Origin of the sequence: Marseilla massiliensis (genome assembly GCF_016899855.1) — a bacterium.
Lineage (GTDB): Bacteria > Bacteroidota > Bacteroidia > Bacteroidales > Bacteroidaceae > Prevotella.
Genome location: NZ_JACJJG010000002.1, coordinates 53,534 through 66,143, shown reverse-complemented (window position 1 = coordinate 66,143; position 12,610 = coordinate 53,534). Strand labels below are relative to the sequence as shown.

General features: G+C 44.0%; 12 protein-coding genes. 11 read left to right on the top strand and 1 reads right to left on the bottom strand.

The annotated features are described in order from the left end of the window. Positions 1–7: 7 nt before the first annotated feature. Positions 8–376, bottom strand: coding sequence for a subtilase (locus H6A34_RS01030; protein WP_205102910.1), 369 nt, complete (start codon positions 374–376; stop codon positions 8–10). 422 nt (positions 377–798) lie between these two features. On the opposite strand from H6A34_RS01030, the gene H6A34_RS01025 reads away from it, so the two are divergent. The 11 genes from H6A34_RS01025 (at position 799) to H6A34_RS00975 (ending at position 12,488) form a co-directional block, all read left to right on the top strand. Then, positions 799–2,547: a phospho-sugar mutase gene (locus H6A34_RS01025; protein ID WP_021948898.1), complete on the top strand. Its 1,749-nt coding sequence runs from the start codon at positions 799–801 to the stop codon at positions 2,545–2,547. A gap of 124 nt (positions 2,548–2,671) precedes the next feature. After that, a complete protein-coding gene (locus H6A34_RS01020) occupies positions 2,672–3,502 on the top strand; it encodes an ATPase (protein ID WP_205102908.1) in 831 nt (276 codons plus the stop codon). Between the two features lie 348 nt (positions 3,503–3,850). Then, entirely contained in the window at positions 3,851–4,201 is a 351-nt protein-coding gene (locus H6A34_RS01015; RefSeq protein WP_205102906.1) for an NADH-quinone oxidoreductase subunit A, read from the top strand. Then, entirely contained in the window at positions 4,192–4,863 is a 672-nt protein-coding gene (locus tag H6A34_RS01010; protein WP_021948894.1) for an NADH-quinone oxidoreductase subunit B, read from the top strand. The genes H6A34_RS01015 and H6A34_RS01010 overlap by 10 nt, the downstream gene beginning before the upstream one ends. A gap of 11 nt (positions 4,864–4,874) precedes the next feature. After that, entirely contained in the window at positions 4,875–6,443 is a 1,569-nt protein-coding gene (locus tag H6A34_RS01005; protein WP_205102904.1) for an NADH-quinone oxidoreductase subunit D, read from the top strand. Positions 6,444–6,487: 44 nt separating this feature from the next. Beyond that, entirely contained in the window at positions 6,488–7,570 is a 1,083-nt protein-coding gene (gene nuoH / locus H6A34_RS01000) for an NADH-quinone oxidoreductase subunit NuoH (RefSeq protein ID WP_205102902.1), read from the top strand. A 36-nt stretch (positions 7,571–7,606) separates the two neighbouring features. Beyond that, positions 7,607–8,137, top strand: a complete 531-nt coding sequence (locus H6A34_RS00995) for a NuoI/complex I 23 kDa subunit family protein (protein WP_205102901.1) — start codon at positions 7,607–7,609, stop codon at positions 8,135–8,137. Between the two features lie 15 nt (positions 8,138–8,152). After that, entirely contained in the window at positions 8,153–8,665 is a 513-nt protein-coding gene (locus H6A34_RS00990; protein ID WP_205102900.1) for an NADH-quinone oxidoreductase subunit J family protein, read from the top strand. 6 nt (positions 8,666–8,671) lie between these two features. Continuing rightward, a complete protein-coding gene (gene nuoK, locus H6A34_RS00985) occupies positions 8,672–8,980 on the top strand; it encodes an NADH-quinone oxidoreductase subunit NuoK (RefSeq protein WP_021948889.1) in 309 nt (102 codons plus the stop codon). 7 nt (positions 8,981–8,987) lie between these two features. Continuing rightward, positions 8,988–10,967, top strand: coding sequence for an NADH-quinone oxidoreductase subunit 5 family protein (locus H6A34_RS00980; protein WP_021948888.1), 1,980 nt, complete (start codon positions 8,988–8,990; stop codon positions 10,965–10,967). A 15-nt stretch (positions 10,968–10,982) separates the two neighbouring features. Then, complete coding sequence (locus H6A34_RS00975; protein WP_205102899.1) at positions 10,983–12,488, top strand: complex I subunit 4 family protein; 1,506 nt, start codon at positions 10,983–10,985, stop codon at positions 12,486–12,488. Positions 12,489–12,610 lie beyond the last annotated feature (122 nt).

Sequence of the window (12,610 nt, the reverse complement as noted above, 5' to 3'; positions counted from 1 at the left end):
GATGCTTTTACTTAACAATGGTTTTCTTTCCGTTTACGATGTAAATGCCTTGGGGCAGTCCTTCGGTAGAAGTGCCGACATATTGTCCGCTGATTGTGTACACACGCTTAACGGTTGATTGGTCGTCCGTTTCGATTTCGGTTATTCCTGTTGACGTTTCGCTGTAGGTTAAGGCAATGCTTACGAGCGACATGTCATCAGTTTGCGTGCTTCCGTCTTCAAATTTCATGGTGACTTGATCACCGTTGAATGTTAATTCTGTTATAAAACCGTCGATTGCTTCGCCGTTAACTGTCACGGTATGTTCCGTGTCCGCCATAGCGACGCCTCCTGATAGCCCAAGCATCAGGAAAGCGCATAGTGCTTTTCTTTTCATAGTTTGTTTGTTTTAATAAATAGTTTTTAATAAATTGTCGCACAAATATAGGTGTTTTTGCCATATATTCAATGACTGTATATTTAAAATGTACTTAATTTAAGAATATTTAATTATAAATGTTAAGTGCGTTAAGTATGAAATTATATGCTGGCAATAGTCTATGTGTGGTGTAAGGACTGCTTTAACAATGTGTAAACACGTCCTATACAGAGCGTTAGGATGGTTCTTACGGCCGGATTGGGTGGTTGGCTGACCGTAAAGTTTTAATGTGATAAGTGTGACGCCTTAACGCCTATTGGCATACAAAATTAAGTGAAAAAGTTAAAAATGTTTCCGTCTGAAAGCGATTTTCTTATTTTATTTGTTATCTTTGTAGCACGATTATCTTAACTTAGACATTAACTAACATTAGCAGTAATATGGAAAACAATGCAGAATTGATTGCTTTGTGTGAAGCCAAGGCAAAGCAGTGGCTCACACCGGTCTTCGATGCTGATACACAGGCGTCGGTAAAGGCTATGCTTGAAAATGACGACAAAACGGACTTGATTGAAAGTTTCTACAAGAATCTTGAATTCGGAACAGGTGGCTTGCGTGGTATAATGGGTGCAGGTAGCAACCGCATGAATATCTATACTGTAGGTATGGCCACACAAGGTTTTGCCAATTACTTGAAGAAAAATTTTGCTGACCGCGAGCAAATCTCTGTGGTGGTTTGCCATGACTGCCGCAATAACAGCAGGCTTTTTGCCGAGACAGTTGCAAACATATTCTCGGCCAATGGTATCAAGGTGTATCTGTTCGACGATATGCGTCCAACTCCGGAATGTTCTTTCGCTATACGTCATCTTGGCTGCCAGAGCGGTGTAAATATCACAGCCAGTCACAATCCGAGGGAATATAATGGTTACAAGGCTTATTGGGAAGATGGTGCTCAGGTTTTGGCTCCACATGATACCGGAATAATTGACGAAGTAAACAAGGTAAAGGTAGAGGATGTTAAGTTCGACGGCAACAAGGATCTAATCCAGATTATCGGTGAAGAAATAGACAAGATATATCTTGACCTTATACATGGAATATCAATAGATCCTGAGGTCATCAAGCGTCAAAAAGACCTTAAGATAGTATATACTCCGCTTCATGGAACGGGTATGATGCTTATTCCACGTTCGCTTAAACTTTGGGGATTCGAGAATGTACATTGTGTAAAAGAGCAAATGGTGAAAAGTGGCGATTTCCCAACGGTGGTTAGTCCGAACCCTGAGAATGGCGAGGCATTGACTCTTGCGTTGCGTGACGCCAAGGAATTGGATGCCGATATTGTTATGGCGAGCGATCCTGATGCCGACCGTGTGGGTATGGCATGTAAGAATGATAAGGGAGAATGGATACTCATCAACGGAAACCAGACATGCCTGCTTTTCTTGTATTATATAATTAGCAACCGCAAGGCCAAGGGCTTGTTGAAACCGACTGATTTTATAGTAAAAACTATCGTCACCACGGAAGTTATCAAGAAGATAGCTGACAAACAGCAAATCGAGATGCGCGATTGCTATACAGGCTTTAAATGGATAGCCCGTGAGATTGCTCTTTCTGAAGGAAAGCAGCAGTATATCGGTGGAGGTGAGGAAAGCTATGGCTTCTTGGCTGAGGATTTTGTACGTGACAAGGATGCCGTTTCTGCATGTTCGCTGTTGGCGGAGATTTGCGCGTGGGCGAAAGATCAGGGCAAGACGCTCTATGAGGTACTTATGGATATTTACCTTGAGTATGGTTTCTCAAAAGAGTTCACAGTAAATGTTGTTAAGCCTGGAAAGACAGGTGCTGATGAAATTAAGCAGATGATGACGGACTTCCGTAATAATCCTCCTAAGGAGCTCGGAGGCAGCAAGGTCGTTTTATGGAAAGATTACCAGTCGCTTGAGCAGCGTGACGATTCAGGCAATGTCACAAAAATAGACATGCCTACGACGAGCAATGTGTTACAGTGGTTCTGCGACGACGAGACAAAGATAAGCGTGCGCCCCTCAGGAACTGAGCCTAAGATTAAGTTCTATATTGAGGTAAAAGGCACAATGAAATGTTCTGGTTGCTATGAGCGTTGTACAAATGAGGCCGTAGCCAAGATTGAGGCTATAAAGAAATCGCTGAATTTGGAATAACCATCACATAATATATAATTAGAGGACGCATCTTAAAATGAGGATACGTCCTCTTTTTGTATTAAGGTTGTGTTGCTCTTATTTTTTGCGTATATTTGCAGTATATTTTTCAAAGTATATAGCTATGAGACTTATAGCCGACAGTGGAAGTACAAAGACCGATTGGTGTGTTGTTGATGATGGCATGGAAATTTGCCGTGTGACCGGACAGGGAATAAACCCATTCCAGCAAGATGAAGAAACGATAAGAGATATAATACATAATGATGTGGTGCGCCGATTGAAAGATGTATATTTGATAGATGAAATATGTTTTTACGGTGCGGGATGTCGTGACAGGATGATATGTGTGTTGGAAAAGCTGTTGAGCAATGCCTTCGACAAGGCTGATAGGATAGAAGTTTGTTCTGATATGCTTGGTGCAGCACGTGCGTTGTTCGGAGAGAGTGAAGGCATTGCATGTATTCTTGGAACCGGGTCTAACTCATGTCTGTATGACGGAAAACGGATTACAGCCAATGTGCCGCCGCTTGGGTATATTCTTGGTGATGAGGGAAGTGGGGCAGTACTTGGTCGGTTATTCGTGAATGCGTTGTTTAAAGGGCTGTTGCCTGATGAAATCCGTTATAGGTTTCAGGAAGAAACGGGATATGACCAAGCTTATATAATAAATAAGGTGTATAGAGAGCCTATGGCTAACCGTTTTCTTGCCGGTCTTTCGGTTTTTATTCATAAACATTTGGATAATAAGGAAATGAAAGATCTTGTAATAAGGAATTTTAAAAACTTCTTCAAGCATAATGTTATGATGTATAGAAGGCAAGACTTACCTGTAAGTGCAGTTGGAAGTATTGCTTTTTATTATAAGGAGGAACTTGAGGAAGCGGCGATGTCCTTGGGCTATAAGTTGGTTAACGTGATGAAGAGCCCTATGGATGGTCTTATTAAGTTCTAAATTGAAAGTTATAATGTTATAAGCTTATATCAATATTGGTCAAATTTAATGTTTATTGACTTCCCATCTGAAAGAGTGCCGACATGTTGGGATTGTATATGTCGTCAGTATAACGAAGCATGAAGCTATAATATTTGTGGAATTTAAATTGCACGTTTATACTGCAAGTGTGTAATTTTATTTCTCGTTAAATACAGATGTTGGCATTTAGTTTAGATAAAGCCTTTGCCGACTTGATAAATATGATTTTTGTCAAAAGAAAAATACATATTATTGTTTAATCTTTGCAAAATAAATTGTAACTTTGCACACGTTTAGTAGTGCTACGTTTTATTAAATAAAATATATATGTATTTTATCTTGTTAATTACCGTTTTGATAACGGCTGTTTTCTTGGTAGTGGCTGCTTTTGTCATCGCTAAGTTAATGGGTCCGCGTACTTATAACAAGGTGAAGGGAGAGCCTTTTGAGTGTGGTATTCCCACGCATGGTTCTTCTTGGCTGCCTGTACACGTGGGCTATTATCTTTTCGCCATCCTGTTCCTCGTGTTCGACGTGGAGACGGTGTTCCTCTATCCGTGGGCTGTCGTCGTTAAGGAGTTCGGCGTAATGGCAATGGTCAGCATTGGATTCTTTTTGTTAGTCTTAGTATTTGGCCTTGCATATGCTTGGCGGAAAGGAGCATTGGAATGGAAGTAAGAAAACCCGTTATCAAGAGTATTCCTTACTCAGAGTTTAAGGATAATGAGTCTCTCGAGAAAATCGTTGATGAGCTTCACGAGGGGGGTGTTAATGTAGTTGTCGGCTCACTTGACAGTATGATAAACTGGGGCCGTAGCAATTCGTTGTGGTCGCTTACGTTTGCAACAAGTTGTTGCGGTATCGAGTTCATGGCCGTAGGTTGTGCCCGTTATGATTTCGCCCGTTTCGGTTTCGAGGTGACACGTAACTCTCCACGTCAGGCAGACCTTATTATGTGTGCCGGTACCATCACGCATAAGATGGCGCCAGCCTTTAAGCGTCTTTATGACCAGATGGCGGAGCCGAAGTATGTGGTAGCCGTAGGTGGTTGTGCTATTTCTGGCGGCCCGTTTAAGAGTAGTTATCATGTGGTACGGGGCATAGGTGAGATTGTTCCTGTCGATGTGTACATTCCGGGATGCCCTCCAAGACCTGAGGCTATATTATACGGCATGATGCAACTACAGAGAAAAGTCAAGGTTGAAAAGTTCTTCGGCGGAGTGAATCACAAAGAGAAAAAGCCTATCATCATCAACGGTAACGATGTTGATGATGAAAAGTTGAAAGAAGCTTCGGCTGCGCTCAATTTGGTGAACACGTCGTCGGCATCTAATATTTAATAAAGGAAGCGATGAAATTAGAAAACAAAATATTCGAATTGAAGGATTTTGCCTCTGAAATGGCAAAACTCAAGAATGAGAAGCATTTTGACTTCCTCGTAACTATAGTAGGTGAAGATTTTGGAGAGGAAGGACTCGGTGCCGTATACATCCTCGAAAATACCGAGACACACGAACGCACAAGTGTCAAGGCTGTGAATGCCGACCGTGACAATGCTTACATTCCAACAGTAAGCAACTTGTGGAAAGGTGCTGAATTCCTTGAGCGTGAAGTGTATGATTTTTATGGTATAAAGTTCCTTGGCAACAAGGATATGCGTCGTCTGTACTTGCGTAACGACTTCAATGGGTATCCTATGAGGAAAGATTACGACATGCGTCCGGAGAACAACCAATATACGCTTGATGGCGATACGGAGTTGGATTATACATTAGAGTATAATCTTGATGAGGATGGCAACCTTAAAGCTACGAAGCACAAGCTTTTTACCGATGATGATTATGTTATAAACATCGGTCCTCAGCACCCTGCGACACATGGTGTGCTTCGCCTTCAGACGGTTCTCGACGGAGAATATGTTAGAAAGGTATACCCGCATTGCGGTTATATTCATCGTGGCATTGAAAAAATGTGCGAAAGCTATACTTATCCTCAGACTTTGGCACTGACGGATCGTCTTGATTACCTTTCGGCCATGATGAACCGCCATGCCCTTGTTTCCGTAATAGAGGAGGGTATGGGTATAGAATTGTCTGACCGTATTAAGTACATCCGTACAATTATGGATGAACTTCAGCGTCTTGATTCACACTTGTTGTATTTTGGATGTTGCGCACAGGACCTTGGTGCGTTGACTGCATTTATTTACGGTATGCGTGACCGTGAGCAAGTTCTCAACGTAATGGAGGAAACAACAGGAGGACGCCTTATCCAGAACTATTATAGAATAGGTGGATGTCAGGCTGATATAGACCCGAATTTGGTTTCTAACGTAAAGAAACTGTGTGAATATATCAAGCCAATGTTCAAGGAATATGATGATGTGTTCACAGGCAACGTAATCCTGCAAAACCGTTTCAAGAATGTAGGTGTGCTTTCAATGGAAGATGCTATTTCCTACGGTTGTACAGGTGGTACCGGACGTGCTTCAGGATGGCACAATGATGTCAGAAAGAACCATCCTTACGATTTGTATGGTCAAGTTGATTTTGATGAAATCACATATACGCACGGAGATTGCTTTGACCGCTATATGGTCCGTCTTGGTGAAATGCGCCAAAGCGTCCGAATCCTTGAGCAGTTGATTGACAATATTCCTGCCGGAGAGTTCTATATCAAGCAGAAGCCTATCATTAAAGTGCCTGAAGGCTCTTGGTATACAAGCTGTGAGGGTAGTCGTGGTGAAATTGGTGTTTATCTGCGCAGCGATGGAGGGAAGAATCCTTGTAGGTTGAAATTCCGTCCGATGGGTTTGCCTCTTGTATCGGCCATGGATACGATTTGCCGTGGCGAGAAGATTGCCGACCTTATCTCAATCGGTGCGACGCTCGACTATGTGATTCCTGATATAGACAGGTAATTCAGGGTTTTGCTTTGATTTTATAAACTTAAACTTTAAACAAAGTGTTTGATTTTAGTATAGTAACAACATGGTTTGACAGCCTGCTCAGGGATACCCTGGGACTTGGCAATTTCTTGTCAATCCTTATTGAGTGCGTTATTGTCGGCCTTCTTATATTGGTGGCTTATGCCATGCTGGCAATCGTGCTTATATATATGGAACGTAAGGTCTGCGCTTTCTTCCAATGCCGTCTTGGCCCGATGCGTGTCGGAAAGTGGGGTATATTCCAGGTTTTCGCTGACGTGCTGAAGATGCTTATTAAGGAAATCTTCCTTGTTGATAAGGCAGACAAACTGCTTTATATCATTGCACCTTTCCTTGTGATAATAGGCAGTGTAGGAGCTTTTGCTTTCATGCCGTGGAACAAGGGGGCTGAAATCCTTGATTTCAATGTTGGAGTATTCCTTCTAACTGCGATTTCAAGTATCGGCGTTGTCGGTATCTTCCTTGCTGGATGGGGCTCTAACAATAAGTATTCGGTCGTATCTGCAATGCGTGGTGCCGTACAGATGATTTCATACGAAATGTCGCTTTGCCTTTGTCTTATTACAGCTGTGGCATTGACTGGCACAATGAGTCTTTCAGGTATTGTTGAATCACAGAACGACGGATGGTTGATTTTCAAAGGACATATCCCGGCAATCATCGCATTCTTGGTATTCCTTATTGCCGGTAATGCAGAAGCAAACCGTGGCCCGTTCGACTTAGCTGAGGCTGAGAGTGAGCTTACTGCGGGTTATCATACCGAATATTCAGGTATGGGTTTCGGATTTTTCTATCTTGCTGAGTATCTCAATCTGTTTATCATTGCCGGTGTAGCGGCGACTGTGTTCCTTGGCGGTTGGATGCCGCTGCACATCGTGGGACTCGATGGTTTTAATACAGTCATGGATTATATTCCTGGCATTGTGTGGTTCTTGGCTAAGACATTCTTCCTGATCTGGATATTGCTTTGGATTAAGTGGACATATCCACGCTTGCGTATCGACCAGATACTTAAGCTTGAGTGGAAGTATCTCATGCCGTTAAGTTTGCTTAACTTAGTCATAATGACCATTGTTGTAGCTTTAGGTTGGCATTTCTAAGGAGTAACTGTGTTTAAGGATTGAATTCATTTAATAATGGAAGAAAATAACAAATCATATTTCGGCGGAATAAAAGACGGTGTGAAGTCTTTGTTGACCGGACTTGGCGTTACCTTTCGTGAATATCTCACGAAGAAAATTACCGAGCAGTATCCGGAAAACAGAAAGACTACGTTACACGTGGCTGCGCGCCATCGTGGCAGACTGATAATGCCGCAAGACGCTGAAGGTAATAACAAGTGTATCGCATGTAAATTATGCGAGATGGCTTGTCCTAATGGGACAATAAGGATTGTACAGAAGATGGTCGAGACCGAGGACGGTAAGAAAAAACGTGTTCTTGAAGACTACGTTTACGATCTTGGAGAGTGTATGTTCTGCGAGCTTTGCGTAAACGCGTGTCCTCATGGCGCTATTAAGTTTGTCAATGATTTCGAGAACTCTACATTCAGCCGCGACTCTCTTGTATTGCATCTTAACAAAGAAAAGTTCGAACCTGCACTCCCTAATATAACAGACGGAGGTGCTCCATTCGAAATAGGTACATTCAATACGAAAATTAAGTAAGAGGAGAACGTGAATATGGCTAATATGGTAATGTTTATTATTCTCGCTGCCGTAATACTAGGTTCAGCTTTAGTATGTATAACGACAAAGCGGATTATGAGAGCGGCCACTTTCTTGCTGTTCGTTCTCTTAGGTGTGGCTGGATTGTACTTCTTGCTTGACTATACGTTCTTGGGTGCAGCTCAAATTAGCGTATATGCAGGAGGTATAACCATGATTTACATTTTTGCTATACAACTTGTAAGCAAGCGTACCCTTCAGGGAATGGTTGAGCGCCTTAAGGGAAGTCGTGTGGCTTTTGGAGCTTTGATGACCTTGGTTGGACTGGTTACGGTTGTAGCGGTGTTTTTCAAGAACAAGTTTATAGATATGTCGATGCAGATGACTGACGCAGAAGTTCCGATGAACGTAATAGGCAAGACTCTTATGGGATCGGAAAAATACCAGTATGTGTTGCCGTTCGAGTTTATCTCTGTGTTCCTGCTCGCATGTATCATAGGTGGAATTGTAATATCGAGAAAGGAGTAATATAGTATGGTACCGGTAGAATGTTTCTTCGTGCTTTCAGCACTGTTGTTTTTTATTGGCGTATTCGGGTTCATTACGAGACGCAACCTGATTGCCATGCTTATTTCCGTAGAGTTGATACTCAACTCGGTCGATATTAACTTCGCGGCTTTCAACCGTCTGTTGTTCCCCGGACAGTTCGAGGGATTCTTTTTCACCCTGTTCAGTATTGGTGTGAGTGCAGCCGAGACAGCCGTGGCAATAGCTATTATTATTAATGTTTACCGTAATTTCCACAGTGACCAGGTGAACTGTATTGAAAACATGAAAAATTAATTGAGTTATGGATTATAGTTATGTATTTCTGATACTCTTGTTGCCTGCTCTCACGTTTGTGCTGTTGGGATTGGCCGGAATGAAGATGTCGCATAAGACGGCAGGTCTTATCGGCACATGTTCATTGGCCATTATAACAGTGCTGTGTTACTATACGGCATTTGAGTATTTCCTTGTGCAAGGAAGAGACGCGGCTACGGGACTTTATCCGACAGTTACCGTGTTTGATGTCACTTGGCTTAAGTTTTCTGAACTTCTTACTTTTAACATCGGTTTCCGTATAACTCCGATTTCGGCCATGATGCTTATCGTCATTTCCACGGTAAGTTTTATGGTTCACATTTATTCGTTCGGATATATGCACGGTGAAAAAGGCTTCCAGCGTTATTACGCTTTCCTTAGCCTCTTTACGATGTCAATGCTTGGATTGGTTGTCGCTACCAACATCTTCCAGATGTACTTGTTCTGGGAGCTCGTGGGTGTAAGCTCATATTTGCTTATCGGTTTCTATTATCCGTTGCATGCGGCTGTGGCAGCTTCAAAGAAGGCATTTATCGTTACACGATTTGCCGATTTGTTCTTCCTTATAGGTATTCTGTTCTACAGTTTCTATGTTGGAACGTTCAATTACGATTTGACAGCAATGGCTCCTGCGCAGGCGGGTGCACTCCAGCAGGCAAGTTGGATTATGCCTACGGCACTCTTCCTGATGTTCATCGGTGGTGCCGGTAAAAGTGCGATGTTCCCGTTGCATATTTGGTTGCCGGATGCAATGGAAGGTCCGACTCCTGTCAGTGCACTTATCCATGCGGCTACGATGGTTGTTGCGGGCGTTTACCTTGTGGCAAGCCTCTTCCCGCTGTTCATTGAATTTGCTCCCCAGGCTTTGCATTGGGTTGCTTATATTGCCGCTTTCACGGCATTCTATGCTGCTGCTGTTGCATGTTGCCAGAGCGACATCAAGCGTGTACTTGCTTTCTCTACCATTTCACAGATCGGTTTCATGCTCGTTGCGCTTGGCGTTTGCATGCCCGACCCCGAACTTGGCAAGGTTGCAATGACAGAGGAGTATGCTGACGTTAACGGCCTTGGCTATATGGCCGGAATGTACCACTTGTTCACACACGCTATGTTCAAGGCTTGCTTGTTCCTTGGCGCTGGTTGTATCATTCACGCGGTACATTCTAATGAAAAAATGTACATGGGTGGTTTGCGCAAGTATATGCCCGTTACCCATTGGACATTCCTTATCTCATGTCTAGCCATTGCAGGTATTCCGTTCTTCTCGGGCTTCTGCTCAAAGGATGAAATCCTTGTGGCTTGCTACAATTTCTCTCCCGTGATGGGCGTAATAATGAGTGGAATCGCTGCCATGACAGCGTTCTATATGTTCCGTCTGTATTACTCTATCTTCTGGGGCAAGAGCTATTACGAGACTCACAAGGCCGAAGGCGCGCACCAGCCTCACGAGGCTCCGGCAACGATGACCATACCACTTATTGTTCTTTCGGCAATTACCATGCTTGTCGGTATATTCGGAACGTTGCATGTATTCGAGTTCGGTGAGTTCGTATCAGCCAATGGTATAGGTTTCGGTACCCATACTAACTGGGCTGTGGCAGCGTCGAGCACGATATTGGCATTGTGTGGTATCGCCCTTGCGACATATATGTACAAAGGCGAGGAAACACCTGTTGCAGATATGTTGGCAAAGAAATTCCCGCGCCTGCATGAGGCCGCATACCGCCGCTTCTATCTTGATGAAGTGTGGATGTTTGTTACCCATAAGATTATCTTCCGTTGCGTGAGCCGTCCTTTGGCATGGTTCGACCGTCATGTTGTTGACGGAGCCATGAACTTCATGGCTTGGGGAGCTAACGAGGCAGGAGAGAGCATTCGCGGATGGCAGAGTGGCGACGTTCGCCAATATGCCGTGTGGTTCCTCACTGGAGCTGTTGCATTAGTCCTGATATGTATTTGTCTATAAAAGAAAACCGGTAAAATGAGTATATTAAGTTTATTCGTATTGATACCCGCGCTGATGTTGCTTGGCCTGTGGCTGGCACGCAATCTTAACCAAGTGCGCGGTGTAATGGTGACCGGAGCGTCTTGTTTGTTGCTCTTGTCAATTTGGTTGACTGTTACATTCATACAGATGCGTGCGGGAGGCAACACAGACGAGATGTTGTTTACATACAGCATACCTTGGTTCGAGCCTTTGAATATTGCCTATTCTGTAGGTGTTGACGGTATCTCTGTCGTAATGTTGCTGTTGTCGAGCATTATCGTGTTTACCGGTACGTTCGCTTCATGGCAGTTGAAGCCGCTTACAAAGGAGTATTTCCTTTGGTTCACGCTGCTTAGCACAGGTGTGTACGGTTTCTTCATCACTACCGACATGTTCACGATGTTCATGTTCTATGAGGTTGCGCTCATACCGATGTATCTTCTTATTGGTGTTTGGGGCAGCGGTCATAAGGAGTATTCGGCAATGAAGCTTACCCTTATGCTTATGGGAGGTTCGGCCCTGCTTATTCTCGGAATCCTCGGAATATATTTCGGCAGTGGCGCTACTACAATGAACGTGCTTGAGATTGCGCGTATGCATAATATCCCGGTGGACATGCAAAAGGTGTTCTTCCCGTTTGTTTTCATAGGATTCGGAGTTCTCGGGGCACTGTTCCCGTTCCATACATGGAGTCCTGACGGTCACGCTTCAGCCCCCACTGCGGTGTCAATGCTTCACGCCGGCGTGCTGATGAAGCTTGGAGGCTATGGCTGTTTCCGCATCGCAATGTTCCTCCTGCCCGAGGCTGCCCATGAGTTGGCATGGATATTCCTTATCCTCACTACCATCTCAGTTGTGTACGGAGCGTTGTCTGCATGTGTGCAGACCGACTTGAAGTACATCAACGCGTATTCTTCAGTGTCGCACTGCGGTTTGGTGCTCTTCGCTCTGCTGATGATGACAAAGACGGCATGCACGGGAGCAATCCTCCAGATGCTTTCACACGGATTGATGACGGCCTTGTTCTTCGCACTTATCGGTATGATTTACGGTCGTACACATACCCGTGATGTACGCCAGCTTGGCGGCTTGATGAAGATTATGCCGTTCCTTAGTGTCGGCTATGTCGTTGCCGGTCTTGCCAATCTTGGTTTGCCGGGCTTCTCGGGCTTCGTTGCCGAGATGACGATATTCGTAGGTTCGTTCATGAACAACGACGTATTCCACCGCACCGCTACGATAATAGCCTGCACGAGTATAGTCGTTACGGCTGTGTACATTCTTCGTGTAGTGGGCAAGATTCTTTATGGTAAGGTGGCCGATCCGCATTACGAGACTCTCACCGACGCTACATGGGACGAGCGCGTGGCTGTATGCTGCCTGATATTCTGTGTGGCAGGCCTCGGTATCGCCCCGCTTTGGGCGAGCGACGTTATCGACAACGCGCTTGTGCCGATACTCGACCATATTAATAACGTTTCAGCTATAGCGGCAATTTGATGAAAGCAGACAAGTGACAAGTAAACAAGCAGACGAGGAGAAATGCCTGCTTGACGGCCGAAATGCTACAAGTGAAATCTCCTTGTTTGCCCGTCTCTCGTCAACTTGTCAACTTAAAAAAC

Excerpts from the sequence above, each read along its gene's own strand:
- H6A34_RS01030 (WP_205102910.1), bottom strand. The coding sequence starts at position 376 with ATGAAAAGAAAAGCACTATGCGCTTTCCTGATGCTTGGGCTATCAGGA.
- H6A34_RS01025 (WP_021948898.1), top strand. The coding sequence starts at position 799 with ATGGAAAACAATGCAGAATTGATTGCTTTGTGTGAAGCCAAGGCAAAG.
- H6A34_RS01020 (WP_205102908.1), top strand. The coding sequence starts at position 2,672 with ATGAGACTTATAGCCGACAGTGGAAGTACAAAGACCGATTGGTGTGTT.
- H6A34_RS01015 (WP_205102906.1), top strand. The coding sequence starts at position 3,851 with ATGTATTTTATCTTGTTAATTACCGTTTTGATAACGGCTGTTTTCTTG.
- H6A34_RS01010 (WP_021948894.1), top strand. The coding sequence starts at position 4,192 with ATGGAAGTAAGAAAACCCGTTATCAAGAGTATTCCTTACTCAGAGTTT.
- H6A34_RS01005 (WP_205102904.1), top strand. The coding sequence starts at position 4,875 with ATGAAATTAGAAAACAAAATATTCGAATTGAAGGATTTTGCCTCTGAA.
- H6A34_RS00995 (WP_205102901.1), top strand. The coding sequence starts at position 7,607 with ATGGAAGAAAATAACAAATCATATTTCGGCGGAATAAAAGACGGTGTG.
- H6A34_RS00990 (WP_205102900.1), top strand. The coding sequence starts at position 8,153 with ATGGCTAATATGGTAATGTTTATTATTCTCGCTGCCGTAATACTAGGT.
- nuoK (WP_021948889.1), top strand. The coding sequence starts at position 8,672 with ATGGTACCGGTAGAATGTTTCTTCGTGCTTTCAGCACTGTTGTTTTTT.
- H6A34_RS00980 (WP_021948888.1), top strand. The coding sequence starts at position 8,988 with ATGGATTATAGTTATGTATTTCTGATACTCTTGTTGCCTGCTCTCACG.
- H6A34_RS00975 (WP_205102899.1), top strand. The coding sequence starts at position 10,983 with ATGAGTATATTAAGTTTATTCGTATTGATACCCGCGCTGATGTTGCTT.